Genomic DNA, 13,219 nt, shown 5'->3' on the forward strand with positions numbered 1-13,219 from the left:
ATCTGTGCTTTTTTGTGCACCAACACCTCTAATATAGTCTTTTAAAATTTCTTCAACAAAAAACTGTATTTCTAAAAACATGGACAATCAAAAAATTGGACATAGTAATAATGGAGGTGTTGGAAAATGGCGGATAAAAAGAAACAAAATGATGATGAACAAAAGCTAGAGGATAACCCTAAATTAGAACAAAACAAAAAAGAAGAACCAATGTCAACGGTCGGAAAAACGATAACTACAGGTTTTGTTGGAGGTGTATTTTGGAGCTTGTTAGCATACTTTTCTTATATTTTAAATTTTACGGAAATTAGTCCTAACTTAATTCTGCAACCATTTGCATTAGGTGATTGGAAGGATAGAACATTAGGGCATCTAATAAGCATCGTTATACTGGGACTGGTGTCTATCGGTGTAGCATTAGCTTATTTTGCTATACTGAAACGATTTAAATCCTTGTGGATTGGTGTTGCATTTGGTGGGGCCTTGTGGGCATTAGTTTTCTTTGTTTTAAATCCAATCTTTCCAAATTTGGATACGGTTTTTGAACTGCCTCGTGGAACTGTTGTTACTACATTATGTCTTTATATTCTATACGGTGCATTTGTTGGATACTCAATTTCATTTGATTACAATGAATTTCAAGCTAATCCTGAAAGCTGAACGAAACAATAGTAGAGATGTGTTCAGATATGATAGAATGTTCATGTGATGAACATTCTTTTTTTATTCTATTATGTATAAGCTTATGTTGAAGCTTATTTGTTAATTGTAGCAGTGGGAAGTTGCTCCTATGCGATATTAACAGATTGTTTAACTTAAGGATTAACTGTGAGGTGTAAGAGAGTCATGAAGGTTTTAGTTATTAATGGGCCGAACCTAAATAGGCTTGGATTAAGAGAACCTGAAATATACGGTTCAAAAACATTAACAGATCTTGAGAAAGACCTTTTAACAATTGGTGAAAAAGTAAATTGTGAAGTTACATGCTTTCAATCAAATCATGAAGGAGATTTAATTGATGCAATTCATGAAGCAAATGAGCAATATCATGGTATTGTTATAAACCCTGGTGCTTTTACACATTATAGTTATGCAATACGAGATGCGATTGCGAGCATCTCTCTACCAGTCATTGAAGTACATATCTCAAATATCCATGCTAGAGAGGAATTCAGACATACATCTGTAACAGCACCGGTCACAGTTGGGCAAATTATTGGGCTTGGCTTTAAAGGATATGAGCTGGCGATTTTAGCATTAAAAGAACGAATTGGAGGGTAAAATATGAAACTTGAAAAAATTCGTCAACGTTTTAAAGAATTATCAATTGATGGTCTTTTAATAACGAGCAGTTATAATAGAAGATATATGACTGGCTTTACAGGTACGGCTGGTGTGGTTGTCATTTCTGAAGACAAAGCAGTTTTTATAACAGACTTCCGTTATACAGAGCAAGCAGCAAAGGAAATCGAAGGCTTTGAAATTGTTCAGCATACTGGCCCAATTATTGAGGAGGTAGCTGATCAAGTTGAAAAGCTAGGTATAAAACGACTTGGTTTTGAACAGGATTCTTTAACTTATCAATTATTTTCTTCATACAAAGAAGCATTAAAGAGCAGTGAATTTATTCCAGTTTCAGGTGCTGTGGAAAAGTTACGCTTGATTAAGTCACCAGCAGAGATTAAGATATTAAAGGAAGCTGCTGAAATAGCGGATGCGGCTTATAAACACATTTTAACTTACATAAAACCAGGGTTAAAAGAAATTGATGTGGCAAATGAGCTTGAATTTTTCATGAGAAAAAACGGAGCTGTTTCATCATCTTTTGACATCATTGTAGCCTCAGGATATCGCTCGGCCTTACCTCATGGTGTAGCGAGTGAAAAGGAAATTGAAAAAGGTGATTTTGTAACACTTGACTTTGGTGCATACTACAAAGGATACTGTTCAGATATTACTAGAACGTTTGCAGTAGGTGAACCAAGTGACGAGTTAAAGAAAATTTATTCGATTGTTCTAGAGGCTCAATTACGGGGCATGAACGGCATTAAGCCAGGTTTAACTGGTAAACAAGCAGATGCCTTAACACGTGACTACATAAAAGAGCAAGGATACGGGGAGTACTTTGGTCATTCTACCGGACATGGTCTTGGTATGGAGGTTCATGAAGGTCCAGCCCTTTCCTTTAAATCGGATACAGTTCTTGAGCAAGGAATGGTTGTCACGGTTGAACCGGGAATCTATGTAGCCGGCCTTGGTGGAGTAAGAATTGAAGATGATACAGTAATCACGGAAAAAGGAAATGAGTCTTTAACTCATTCACCGAAAGATCTTATTATTTTATAATAGGAAACATCTTTTTATATAAAAGAATGATGTAAATATTCGTTTACCATTCCTTATTTATATATCACTAGGAGGATTTTTTTAATGATTTCAGTAAATGATTTTCGCACAGGTTTAACAATTGAGGTAGATAACGGCATTTGGCGTGTAATGGATTTCCAGCACGTTAAACCTGGAAAAGGAGCAGCGTTTGTTCGCTCAAAATTACGTAACTTACGTACAGGTGCTGTTCAAGAAAAAACATTCCGTGCGGGTGAAAAAGTAGCAAAAGCGCAAATTGAAACACGCAGAATGCAATATTTATATGCAAATGGCGACCAACATGCTTTTATGGATACAGAAACATATGACCAAATTGAATTAAACTCTACTCAAATTGAGTATGAATTAAAATTTTTAAAAGAAAATATGGAAGTTCAAATTGTAATGTTTGGTACAGAAACTCTAGGGGTGGAATTACCAAATTCAGTTGAATTAGAAGTAACAGAAACAGAACCTGGTATTAAAGGAGACACTGCTTCTGGTGGAACTAAACCAGCTACTCTAGAAACTGGTTTAACAGTTCAAGTTCCGTTCTTTATCAACCAAGGTGATCGTTTAATCATTAACACAACTGAAGCTTCTTATGTTTCGCGTGCATAAATTAAGTTAATAGTAGGGAAAAGAGGTGCAGAGTATGCATCTCTTTTTTTGTGAAACAAAGAAAATCGGGTGGTGCACTGGCACCGCCCGATTTTTTTTCTGTCTAATTTTTCTCTTTGCAGCATATGTTGTACAAACTGTGTTTTAGGAGGACAACATGAAACGATTATTCTCTCACATTGATTCTACTGTTATGACAATGGCTGGACTGAGGTTTTTATCTGCTTCAATTGAACTTACAGCTGCGATATTAATGCTTCTCTTTAATGATGTAAAGAAGGCTGTTACGATCAATTCTTTGTTAGCAATTGTAGGTCCAGTCATTTTTATTGTAACAATGACGATTGGAATCTTTCACATTGCTGATCAATTATCTTATGCCAAATTATTATTTATTGGTCTTGGGGTGTTCTTTATCTTATTTGGAATCTATAAGTGAACGTGTCTACTTCCTACAAAACATTATGTAAATAAGTAATGATTATGGTCAAGCCTGCATACATTAGAGTAACGAATAGGTTAATAGGAGGAAGCGGTATGAAGGAAATGATAGAAATGCTTCCGGAATCGATTAGTAAAGAACTTGTGAAGCTTCACCCTGCAAGTCTGTCTCGAATAGAAGAAATCCGAATACGTGTTATGAAAAGAGTTGAAGTGATTATTGCTGGAAAGCCTGTCTTTCTTTCTTATAACACAACCTATGAGGATTCAATCAATCTATTAAATGAGCTTAGTCATTACTCCATTTACACATTAGAGGATGAATTAAAAAAGGGTTATATTACCGTCCGCGGGGGACATCGTGTTGGTTTATCAGGACGAGTCATTACAGAAAATGGACGAGTCAAAGCCATTCGTGATGTAACTTCGTTTAATATCCGAATCGCAAAAGAAAAGATAGGTATCGCTGAGAAATATATTCCCTATCTTTATCAACAAAAATGGTTGAACACATTAATTATTGGCCCTCCTCAAACAGGAAAAACGACTCTATTAAGAGATTTTGCTCGCTTAATTAGTAGTGGATATCAACAAATTGAATCCAAAAAAGTAGGAATTGTTGATGAAAGATCGGAAATTGCCGGGTGTGTAAAGGGTGTTCCACAGCATCAATTAGGTGAACGTGTGGATGTTCTTGATGCTTGTCCAAAGGCTGAAGGAATGATGATGATGATCAGGTCAATGAGTCCTGATGTGTTAGTTGTTGATGAAATTGGTACGTTAGAGGATGCAGAAGCTGTAATGGAGGCTGTTCATGCGGGAGTTCAATTATTTGTAACGGTACATGGATACCGTGCAAGTGAGTTGTTGAATCGGCCAAGCTTAAAAGCGTTATTTGAAGCCAACGTCTTTGATCGTTATGTAGAGCTAACTAGAAGGGATGGCCCAGGAACGGTTCAACAAATAGTAAACAATCATGGTCAACACTTACTAAAAAAGGAAGTGTTACATAAATGATCAAATGGGTAGGTGCGATCCTCATTGTCATTGCAACAACCTGGGTGGGTTTTGAAGCGGCAAAGCACTTGAGTCAAAGGACGCGGCAACTAAGGCAGCTTAAGGTTGCATTACAATCACTGGAGGCAGAAATTATGTACGGCCATACCTCTCTTATTGTTGCGTCCCAAAATATCTCAAAGCAGCTGCCTAAGCCGTTATCATGGTTTTTTGAACAGTTTGCTAAAAAGCTGGTTAAGGGTCATACAAGTGTCAAAGGGGCTTGGGAGGAGAGTCTTCAAGAAATTTGGCGTTTTACAGCGTTTAAGCAAGGAGAGTACGAAGTCCTAAAGCAATTTGGGGAAACTTTAGGACAGCATGATCGTGTTTCACAGCAGAAGCATATAAAGTTAGCGCTTTCTCATTTAGAAAGGGAAGAAGCAGATGCAATTGACCGTCAAAATCGCTATGAAAAAATGGTGAAAAGCTTGGGTGTATTATCAGGGTTATTATTAGTCATTTTATTGATGTAGAAGTGGAAGGGAGTCGTCTTTAGGTGGGTGTAGATATTAACACGATCTTTCAAATTGCCGGGATAGGAATCGTCGTTGCATTTCTCCACACAATTTTAGATCAAATGGGAAAAAAAGAATACGCACAATGGGTTACACTCATTGGCTTTATTTATATCTTATTCATGGTTGCATCTATAGTAGATGATCTATTCAAGAAGATAAAATCTGTCTTTCTTTTCCAAGGGTAAGGGGGGCGGCCACTATCGAAATTATTCAAATCGTAGGACTAGGGCTAATTGCAACCTTTCTTGCACTGATCGTAAAAGAACAAAAGCCGACCTTCGCTTTTATGCTTGTTGTGTTTGTCGGCTGTGTTATTTTTCTGTTTTTGATAGATCAGGTGTATGAAATCGTTCGGATGGTAGAACGAATTGCATTTAACGCAAATGTGAATCTCATTTATGTGGAAACTATTTTAAAAATCATTGGAATTGCTTATATCGCAGAATTTGGTGCACAGATCACGAAAGATGCTGGACAAGGTGCCATCGCTTCTAAGATTGAATTAGGAGGGAAGATTCTCATATTAACAATGGCGATTCCAATTTTAACGGTCATTATTGAAACAGTCCTTGGGATGATACCTGGAACTTAATTTTACCTGTTATAGGGCTAAAGCGCCCTAATCACTCATCTCTGACCTCTCAGGCAGTAGGAAACAATCAAGAATCAACTAGTAAATCACAACAATTAATACTCTATTTGACATGTTTTAGTGGAGGTGTATGAATGAGAGCATTTCTTAATATCTTACTCTTTCTTTCTATTTTTCTTGCGATCCCAATAAGTGTACAAGCCTCCACGACAGCACCTCAGGAAACCGAAGATCCGGGAATGGAATTGAACACAGAAACATTTGTAAATGAACAGGTTGAGAAACTTGATGTCACCGACATTAAATCCTATTGGGATGCGGTGATGACGGAATACGGGGGGTTTTTACCAGAAAGTCAGAAAGGGAGCTTACTTCAATTTTTAAGTGGGGAAAAAGAGCTTTCCTTTCAAGAATGGATGAAGGCATTTCTCAAGTTTTTGTTTCATGAATTAATTGCTAATGGAAAGCTGCTAGGCACATTAATATTATTAACCATTTTTAGTATGCTGCTTCAATTACTACAAAATGCTTTTAACCAAAGTACAGTAAGTAAAGTGGCATACGCATTGGTATACATGGTGTTAATTATTATTGCACTGAACAGTTTTCATGTTGCGATTGAATATACAACCAATGCGATAGAGTCAATGACAAATTTTATTTTAGCTCTTATACCGTTGTTATTAGCCTTAATGGCTTCATCAGGGGGAATCATTTCAGCGGCATTTTTCCATCCAGTAATTATTTTTTTAATGAACACTAGCGGATTATTAATCCAAAATGTAGTCTTACCGCTTCTGTTCTTATCGGCTTTATTAAGTATTGTTAGTACGTTAACAGATCAATATAAAGTAACTCAGCTAGCAGGACTGCTAAGAAATATAAGCATCGGTTTACTTGCTTCATTTCTAACCATTTTTCTTGGGGTGATATCCGTCCAAGGGGCATCTGCAGCTGTGTCAGATGGAATCACCATTCGTACAGCAAAGTTTATTACTGGAAACTTTATACCAGTACTAGGTCGGATGTTTACTGATGCAACTGATACAGTAATCAGTGCTTCAGTTTTATTAAAGAATACAGTGGGTGTAATCGGGGTAGCGATTCTCTTAGTTATTGCCGCATTTCCAGCGATTAAAGTATTATCTCTAGCCTTTATTTATAAATTTGCTGCATCTATCCTTCAGCCGCTTGGCGGAGGCCCAGTTATTACCTGTTTAGATATTATTAGTAAAAGTGTTATTTATATCTTTGCAGCATTGGCAATCGTTTCTCTTATGTTTTTCTTGAGCTTAACGGTGATCATTGCAGCAGGAAATCTAACGATGATGATGCGATAAAGGAGGAATCTAGGATGTCATTTTTAACAGAATGGATTACCAATATTATCGTGTTTATTTTACTGGCTGTTGTCATTGACTTGCTTCTACCAAATTCATCTATGCAGAAATATGCAAAGATGGTTATCAGTTTATTGCTAATCATTGTCATTATTAACCCAATCTTTAAAATATTTTCTGCTGATATGAATGAGGTTTTGAGTGAATTTAGATTGCAAGCTTCTTCAGAAGGTGAAAATGGAAAAAATTTAATAGAATTTCAGAAAAAAGAAATACAAGCCTCACAACGTGCATATATTTTAAAACAAATGGCTGTCCAAATGAAAACGATGGCAGAAGAGGAGCTGGTGCAAAGTTATGATGTCATGATTGATACGATCCACCTTTCCGAAAACAAACAAGTAGAAGAAATCAATTCTCAAAAAGACTTGCAACATATTCAGGTCATATTAAAACCAAATGTAGCAAAAGAAGCGGCAGAGGATGGGGCGGTTGAAGTTGTTCAGCCTGTATCCATAGATACTACAAGTGAATTAGTAAAAGAAGAACTAGTTGATGAAAATCAACTATCAAAAATGGTAGCATCATTGGCTGAAATTTGGGAAGTTGAAGAAGAAAAAATCTCAATTGACTTGGAAAGGGGGGAGGAGTCATTAAATGAGTAATAAAGAAAGCTTCATTGATAAGCTAAAGTCAATGCTTGGTCAATCAGATTCTAAAAAACCATCAAAATATCATTATTTTATTCTCGTATTCGTGCTAGGCGTAGCATTCATGCTGTTTAGTAATCTTTTTACAGGTAGTGAGGATTCAGTACAAAATGCACTACCGGTCACATCTAGTACTGAGGAAGCTGAAAGTACAGAAGTGTTTAAGCAGGCAAAGGGTGATACGACTGGCTCCATCTCTGATTATGAGGCTGAATACGAAAACCAATTAAAAGAAGTGCTTGAAACAGTCTCAGGTGTAGGAAATGTACATGTTGTTGTAAATGTTGATTCAACAGCAAAGAAAATAATTGAAAAAAACAGCGTTTCCCAAAGCCAAACAACAACAGAAACGGATCGTGAAGGTGGGAAACGAGAAGTGGAAGATCAATCAATAGATGAACAAGTTGTCATCATCCAGGATGGTGAAAAAGAGACTCCAATTATTGTTCAAACACAAAAGCCGGAAATTCGTGGGGTTCTAATTGTTGCCGAGGGTGCTGACAACATTCATATAAAAAAAACAATAGTAGAGTCAGTTACACGGGTGTTAGGAGTACCTAGTCATCGAGTAGCTGTAGCATCGAAAAAAATGAAGGAGGATGAATAGATGATGTTGAAAAAACAAACGGTTTGGTTATTAACAATGTTAAGTTTAGTGGTGGTATTATCAGTTTATTATGTAACATCTCCTGAAGGTGGAACAAGTAATATCGTAATGACAGGAGAAGATCAAGAAGTTAGTGAAAATGCAACAGCTGAAGAAGCTGCCGAAGAGCAACCTGCAGAAGAAGGAACTGAAGGTGAAAATACTGAGGGTGAAGCAACTGAAGGCGAAGGCACAGAAGCAGGAGAAGAAGCTGATGTTCAAACAGAAGAGTTAGAAGATGGAACAGTAATCTCTAGTGTTTCTAGTGATGAGTTATTCACAGAATTACGTTTGCAATTAGATGATCAACGTAATGAAATGAAAGAGCAATTGCAAGCTATTGTAGCTAGCAATGACGCGTCAGCGGAAGAAAAAAGTGATGCTTATGACGAGATGGAAGCTTTAAATGATGCAGCGCGTAAAGAAATGCTTTTAGAAACTTTAATCAAATCAAAAGGCTTTGACGATGCGCTAGTACGTGCTGAAGGAAATGATGTGAAAATTACGATTAAAGCAGAAGAGCATAGTAAAACAGCTGCAAATGAAATCATGCTACTAGTAAGAGATGAAATGGAAAACATGGAAGATGTTATTGTTACCTTCCAACCAGTAAGAGATAAATAATTTTTAAAAATAACCAAAAAGGTTAGCCCTAAAATGATAGGGCTAACCTTTTTACCATCTTATTCTGTTTTTAGAAACGATTAAATATAGCACTATACTAAAATAAATCTACTTATTACCGGTAGAAACGAAAAGAAATGGGTAGAATTATTGTTGAATTTCTTCTCACATGTACTGTAAGATGGTATTATGGGACTAAGTTTTAGTACTAGATTATAAATTAGCAGATCATGTACTACGCATGATCAATGAATTAAAGGGGTGCCTAAGCATGCTAAAAATACAAGAAATAAGAGAAATGATTAAATTAATTGATCAATCTTCTATTAATGAATTTACATTTGAACAAGATGGTTCCAAAATAAAAATGAAAAAGCAATCACAGGAAGTTGAAACAGTTGTAAGAAATGTAGTAGCCGCTCCACCAGTGGAAGCAGTGTCTACACAACCACAACCTGTCCCAACTCAACAGCCTGTTCAAGAGGCTTCTGCACCAAAAACAGAAGAGACTAAAGCTGACACATCAAACTTACATAAGATCACTTCTCCAATGGTAGGAACATTCTATGCAGCTTCTTCACCTGAAGCAGGAAATTATGTATCAGTTGGTTCAAAGGTGACGAATGACACTGTTGTATGTATTGTAGAAGCGATGAAACTCTTTAATGAAATCGAAGCTGAAGTAAAGGGTGAGATCGTCGAAATACTAGCAGAGAATGGACAACTAGTTGAATATGGTCAACCTTTATTCTTAGTTAAGCCTGAATAAGGAGCATATAATATGATTAAGAAAATACTAATTGCAAATCGAGGAGAAATAGCTGTTCGAATTATTCGTGCATGCAAAGAGCTTGAGATTGAAACCGTAGCTGTATTTTCCGAAGCAGACCGTGAAGCTTTGCATGTACAGCTTGCTGATGAAGCATATTGTATCGGACCAACTGCTTCAAAGGACAGCTACTTAAACTTTACAAATATTATTAGTGTAGCAAAGCTTACTGAAAGTGATGCTATTCATCCTGGATATGGATTCTTAGCTGAAAATGCTGATTTTGCAGAGCTCTGTAAAGAAGTAAACATCACTTTTATCGGACCAAGTGCAGAAGCAATCTCGAAAATGGGAACAAAAGATGTTGCGCGTGAGACAATGCGTGAGGCTGGAGTTCCGATTGTTCCAGGTTCAAGAGGTATTATTGAAAGCATTGATGATGCCAAAAAACTAGCAAATGAAATGGGATATCCTGTTATAATTAAAGCGACAGCTGGCGGTGGCGGAAAAGGGATTCGTGTTGCAAAAGATGAGCAAGCTTTAGTAAAAGGAATCGAAATTACCCAACAAGAAGCTGCTACAGCATTCGGGAATCCAGGTGTATATATCGAAAAGTACATTGAAGATTTCCGCCATGTTGAAATCCAGGTGTTAGCAGATAGCCATGGCAATACAATCCACTTAGGAGAGCGTGATTGCTCAATCCAAAGAAGACTTCAGAAATTAATTGAAGAAACACCATCTCCTGCGCTAACTGAAGAAATTCGAGCAGAAATGGGTGATGCAGCCGTAAAAGCGGCAGAAGCTGTTGCTTATACTGGTGCAGGAACAGTCGAGTTTATTTTTGATCATGTGAACAAGAAGTTTTACTTTATGGAAATGAATACGCGTATTCAGGTGGAGCACCCAGTAACAGAAATGGTAACAGGAATTGACTTAATAAAAGAACAAATTAAAGTTGCTTCTGGTGAAAAATTATCAGTTACACAAGATGAAGTTACGTTTAATGGGTGGTCAATTGAATGTCGTATTAACGCAGAAAATCCTGAAAAGAACTTCATGCCGTCACCTGGTAAGATTCAGATGTACTTGCCGCCGGGTGGTTTGGGTGTTAGAGTGGACTCAGCGGTCTACCCTGGTTACTCTATTCCACCGTATTATGATTCAATGATTGCGAAACTTATTACTTACGGTGCAACTAGAGAAGAAGCAATTTCTCGAATGAAGCGTGCTTTGAGTGAATTTGTAATTGAGGGAATATCGACAACCATTCCATTCCATTTGAGACTGCTTGAGCATGAAAAGTTTGTAAGTGGAGATTTTAATACGAAATTCTTAGAATTGCATAAGGTTATGGAGTCATAAAATTACACGGAGGTGCTGATTCTTGAAAGATACTAATAATGTTTTAGAGATGAATCCTGAAAACAACGGTTTAGGTAAGGTCGAGATTGCTCCTGAGGTAATTGAAGTCATTGCAGGTATTGCGGCTTCAGAAATTGAAGGAGTAGCATCAATGCGTGGTAATTTTGCTGCAGGTGTTGTTGAGAGACTTGGAAAGAAAAATCACGGAAAAGGTGTAAAAGTTGATTTAACTGAAGAAGGAATTATTATCGAAGTTTACTGTGTCATGATCTTCGGAGTTTCTATTCCAACTGTTGCTCAAAAAATTCAAGACAATATCCGCCAAGCGTTGTTAAATATGACAGCTTTAGAGGTGAATGAAGTCAATATTCACGTTGTTGGTGTCCAATTTGAGACAAAAACAAATGAGGTAGAAGTAGATCAAGAAATGTAACATTTCATACTTCTATTAAAGATATATGTGTCTGTGAGCCAAAGGATCTTCCTTTGGTTTCTTTTTTTGTATGATAAGATGGTAGGGTTGACTGGATGTTTGTATAGACAAATAACTGGTTTGAGTCAGGTATTTCTTACATGAAACCGTATCAGGTGATTATAGAATCTTTATGACTGGTTATATTGATAATAGAGCAATATTCTTATCAACCTGAATGCTTTTACCTAATTGAATAGATTATAGTTTTAAACAGTAATGGAAAAGGAAACATCAAATTTAAAACAACGAATGTTTTTTATAAAAAAAGCCTTTTCATTCGGGTATTCCTAAAAAACAGGTGATTTCTGAATGAATATGTTTGTGAGATATGTTATGATCACATTATGACATTCGACATTTTTTAACATTAAAGGAGCAAGTAAAGGATGAAACGAAGAACAGCAAGAGAAAAGGCCCTTCAAGCGCTTTTTCAAGTGAATGTAAGTAATACAGATCCCAATGAAGCAATAGAACATGCTTTAGATGAAGAACGTTCTAATGAATTTATGAATCAACTTGTTTTCGGAACAATTGAGCATGAAAAAGAGCTTGATGAGCTAATAAGTCCGCATCTAGTAAACTGGACAATTGATCGCTTGGCAAACATAGATAAAACCATTCTTCGTATGGCTGCCTATGAGCTAAAATATGAACAAGATGTTCCTGCTAATGTGACAATTGATGAAGCAGTGGAACTTGCAAAAGCGTTTGGGGATGATCATTCTAGCAAGTTTGTTAATGGTGTTCTTTCTAAAATTAAACAAAATTTACAGATTTAATTAGGGATAATTGAGGAGGAATAAGGAATGGCTGCAACAATAATTGATGGTAAAGAGTTATCTAAAACAAAAAGAAGTGAGTTGGCTGTTGAGGTAGAACAAATTAAAGCAAAAGGTGTGCTACCGAAACTTGTTGTTATTTTAGTAGGGGACAATCCAGCATCACTCTCTTATATTAGAGGAAAGCAAAAGGCAGCTGAGGAAATTGGTGTAGGGTTTAAATTGGAACATTTCCCTGAAAGTCTTTCGGAAAAAGAGCTGCTAGATGTGATCGAAAGCTATAACAATAATGATGAATATCATGGTATTTTAGTTCAGCTTCCGCTTCCGGTACATATCAATGAAACAGCTGTTGTAGAGAAAATTTCACCTCAAAAAGATGTTGATGGCTTCCACCCAATTAATATCGGTCGCATGATGACAGGGCAAGAAACATTTTTACCATGTACACCTGCTGGTATTGTAGAAATGATAAAATCGGTTGGCGTAGAAATGGCTGGTAAAAACGTGGTTGTTGTTGGAAGAAGTAATATTGTCGGAAAACCTGTGGGACAACTTTTATTAAATGAACATGCAACAGTAACTTATTGTCATTCAAAAACAAAAGATTTGACATCCTATACAAAGGAAGCAGATATTTTGGTGGCCGCTGTTGGACGAGCTAATTTTATAAAAGGCGACCAAATTAAACCCGGTGCGGTTGTCATTGATGTTGGTGTTAATCGCCTTGAAACTGGAAAATTAGTAGGGGACGTTGTTTTCGAAGAAGCAAAAGAAGTTGCAAGTTATCTAACTCCGGTTCCAGGTGGAGTAGGCCCAATGACGATTACTATGCTTGCGCATAACACTGTTCAATCTGCCAAGCAAGTTCTGGAAACGAAATAAGAAACTTATAATAAGAAATTCAAAAAAAGGG

General features: G+C 36.7%; 18 protein-coding genes. All 18 read left to right on the forward strand.

Translation table 11 applies throughout. The annotated features are described in order from the left end of the window. Positions 1-126 precede the first annotated feature (126 nt). The 18 genes from ACEWK1_RS07775 to folD all read left to right on the forward strand — a co-directional run bounded on the left by ACEWK1_RS07775 (position 127) and on the right by folD (position 13,188). A complete protein-coding gene (locus ACEWK1_RS07775) occupies positions 127-660 on the forward strand; it encodes a YqhR family membrane protein (RefSeq protein WP_212138564.1) in 534 nt (177 codons plus the stop codon). Between the two features lie 186 nt (positions 661-846). Next, positions 847-1,281 carry a type II 3-dehydroquinate dehydratase gene (aroQ, locus tag ACEWK1_RS07780; protein ID WP_121662744.1) on the forward strand — a complete coding sequence of 145 codons (435 nt, stop codon included), beginning with the start codon at positions 847-849 and terminating at the stop codon, positions 1,279-1,281. Between the two features lie 3 nt (positions 1,282-1,284). Then, positions 1,285-2,346 (forward strand): M24 family metallopeptidase, encoded by a 1,062-nt coding sequence (locus ACEWK1_RS07785; protein WP_251398236.1) that lies wholly within the window; start codon positions 1,285-1,287, stop codon positions 2,344-2,346. An 84-nt stretch (positions 2,347-2,430) separates the two neighbouring features. After that, a complete protein-coding gene (gene efp / locus ACEWK1_RS07790) occupies positions 2,431-2,988 on the forward strand; it encodes an elongation factor P (protein WP_121662742.1) in 558 nt (185 codons plus the stop codon). Positions 2,989-3,145: 157 nt separating this feature from the next. Then, positions 3,146-3,427, forward strand: a complete 282-nt coding sequence (locus tag ACEWK1_RS07795; RefSeq protein WP_121662741.1) for a YqhV family protein — start codon at positions 3,146-3,148, stop codon at positions 3,425-3,427. 98 nt (positions 3,428-3,525) lie between these two features. Next, positions 3,526-4,446, forward strand: a complete 921-nt coding sequence (spoIIIAA, locus tag ACEWK1_RS07800) for a stage III sporulation protein AA (RefSeq protein ID WP_251398239.1) — start codon at positions 3,526-3,528, stop codon at positions 4,444-4,446. Continuing rightward, the gene (gene spoIIIAB, locus ACEWK1_RS07805) at positions 4,443-4,958 is read left to right on the forward strand and encodes a stage III sporulation protein SpoIIIAB (RefSeq protein WP_098796024.1); all 516 of its coding nucleotides are present in this window, start codon (positions 4,443-4,445) and stop codon (positions 4,956-4,958) included. The genes spoIIIAA and spoIIIAB overlap by 4 nt, the downstream gene beginning before the upstream one ends. Positions 4,959-4,981: 23 nt before the next feature. After that, positions 4,982-5,188 (forward strand): stage III sporulation protein AC, encoded by a 207-nt coding sequence (gene spoIIIAC, locus ACEWK1_RS07810; RefSeq protein ID WP_026558844.1) that lies wholly within the window; start codon positions 4,982-4,984, stop codon positions 5,186-5,188. Between the two features lie 14 nt (positions 5,189-5,202). Next, on the forward strand, positions 5,203-5,595 hold the full coding sequence (gene spoIIIAD / locus ACEWK1_RS07815; RefSeq protein ID WP_176551010.1) for a stage III sporulation protein AD: 393 nt from the start codon (positions 5,203-5,205) through the stop codon (positions 5,593-5,595). 134 nt (positions 5,596-5,729) lie between these two features. Continuing rightward, positions 5,730-6,935: a stage III sporulation protein AE gene (gene spoIIIAE / locus ACEWK1_RS07820; RefSeq protein ID WP_121662739.1), complete on the forward strand. Its 1,206-nt coding sequence runs from the start codon at positions 5,730-5,732 to the stop codon at positions 6,933-6,935. 14 nt (positions 6,936-6,949) lie between these two features. Further along, the gene (gene spoIIIAF / locus ACEWK1_RS07825; protein WP_121662738.1) at positions 6,950-7,600 is read left to right on the forward strand and encodes a stage III sporulation protein AF; all 651 of its coding nucleotides are present in this window, start codon (positions 6,950-6,952) and stop codon (positions 7,598-7,600) included. Further along, complete coding sequence (gene spoIIIAG / locus ACEWK1_RS07830; RefSeq protein ID WP_121662737.1) at positions 7,593-8,252, forward strand: stage III sporulation protein AG; 660 nt, start codon at positions 7,593-7,595, stop codon at positions 8,250-8,252. Before spoIIIAF ends, spoIIIAG begins: the two co-directional genes overlap by 8 nt. After that, entirely contained in the window at positions 8,253-8,915 is a 663-nt protein-coding gene (locus ACEWK1_RS07835; RefSeq protein ID WP_269671072.1) for a SpoIIIAH-like family protein, read from the forward strand. A gap of 271 nt (positions 8,916-9,186) precedes the next feature. Then, positions 9,187-9,684, forward strand: a complete 498-nt coding sequence (accB, locus tag ACEWK1_RS07840) for an acetyl-CoA carboxylase biotin carboxyl carrier protein (RefSeq protein WP_121662736.1) — start codon at positions 9,187-9,189, stop codon at positions 9,682-9,684. 12 nt (positions 9,685-9,696) lie between these two features. Beyond that, positions 9,697-11,049 carry an acetyl-CoA carboxylase biotin carboxylase subunit gene (gene accC / locus ACEWK1_RS07845; protein ID WP_121662735.1) on the forward strand — a complete coding sequence of 451 codons (1,353 nt, stop codon included), beginning with the start codon at positions 9,697-9,699 and terminating at the stop codon, positions 11,047-11,049. A 22-nt stretch (positions 11,050-11,071) separates the two neighbouring features. Then, the gene (locus ACEWK1_RS07850) at positions 11,072-11,482 is read left to right on the forward strand and encodes an Asp23/Gls24 family envelope stress response protein (RefSeq protein WP_162987411.1); all 411 of its coding nucleotides are present in this window, start codon (positions 11,072-11,074) and stop codon (positions 11,480-11,482) included. A 428-nt stretch (positions 11,483-11,910) separates the two neighbouring features. Next, on the forward strand, positions 11,911-12,303 hold the full coding sequence (gene nusB / locus ACEWK1_RS07855; RefSeq protein ID WP_121662734.1) for a transcription antitermination factor NusB: 393 nt from the start codon (positions 11,911-11,913) through the stop codon (positions 12,301-12,303). A 27-nt stretch (positions 12,304-12,330) separates the two neighbouring features. After that, the gene (folD, locus tag ACEWK1_RS07860; protein ID WP_121662733.1) at positions 12,331-13,188 is read left to right on the forward strand and encodes a bifunctional methylenetetrahydrofolate dehydrogenase/methenyltetrahydrofolate cyclohydrolase FolD; all 858 of its coding nucleotides are present in this window, start codon (positions 12,331-12,333) and stop codon (positions 13,186-13,188) included. The last annotated feature ends 31 nt before the right edge of the window (positions 13,189-13,219 follow it).

It is taken from the genome of Metabacillus sp. YM-086, from assembly GCF_048059995.1.
GTDB classification, from domain to species: Bacteria; Bacillota; Bacilli; order Bacillales; family Bacillaceae; genus Metabacillus; species Metabacillus litoralis_B.

Excerpts from the sequence above, each read along its gene's own strand:
- spoIIIAB (WP_098796024.1), top strand. The coding sequence starts at position 4,443 with ATGATCAAATGGGTAGGTGCGATCCTCATTGTCATTGCAACAACCTGG.
- accC (WP_121662735.1), top strand. The coding sequence starts at position 9,697 with ATGATTAAGAAAATACTAATTGCAAATCGAGGAGAAATAGCTGTTCGA.
- folD (WP_121662733.1), top strand. The coding sequence starts at position 12,331 with ATGGCTGCAACAATAATTGATGGTAAAGAGTTATCTAAAACAAAAAGA.
- ACEWK1_RS07775 (WP_212138564.1), top strand. The coding sequence starts at position 127 with ATGGCGGATAAAAAGAAACAAAATGATGATGAACAAAAGCTAGAGGAT.
- aroQ (WP_121662744.1), top strand. The coding sequence starts at position 847 with ATGAAGGTTTTAGTTATTAATGGGCCGAACCTAAATAGGCTTGGATTA.
- spoIIIAA (WP_251398239.1), top strand. The coding sequence starts at position 3,526 with ATGAAGGAAATGATAGAAATGCTTCCGGAATCGATTAGTAAAGAACTT.
- spoIIIAG (WP_121662737.1), top strand. The coding sequence starts at position 7,593 with ATGAGTAATAAAGAAAGCTTCATTGATAAGCTAAAGTCAATGCTTGGT.
- efp (WP_121662742.1), top strand. The coding sequence starts at position 2,431 with ATGATTTCAGTAAATGATTTTCGCACAGGTTTAACAATTGAGGTAGAT.
- ACEWK1_RS07835 (WP_269671072.1), top strand. The coding sequence starts at position 8,253 with ATGATGTTGAAAAAACAAACGGTTTGGTTATTAACAATGTTAAGTTTA.
- nusB (WP_121662734.1), top strand. The coding sequence starts at position 11,911 with ATGAAACGAAGAACAGCAAGAGAAAAGGCCCTTCAAGCGCTTTTTCAA.
- accB (WP_121662736.1), top strand. The coding sequence starts at position 9,187 with ATGCTAAAAATACAAGAAATAAGAGAAATGATTAAATTAATTGATCAA.
- ACEWK1_RS07795 (WP_121662741.1), top strand. The coding sequence starts at position 3,146 with ATGAAACGATTATTCTCTCACATTGATTCTACTGTTATGACAATGGCT.
- spoIIIAE (WP_121662739.1), top strand. The coding sequence starts at position 5,730 with ATGAGAGCATTTCTTAATATCTTACTCTTTCTTTCTATTTTTCTTGCG.
- ACEWK1_RS07785 (WP_251398236.1), top strand. The coding sequence starts at position 1,285 with ATGAAACTTGAAAAAATTCGTCAACGTTTTAAAGAATTATCAATTGAT.
- spoIIIAF (WP_121662738.1), top strand. The coding sequence starts at position 6,950 with ATGTCATTTTTAACAGAATGGATTACCAATATTATCGTGTTTATTTTA.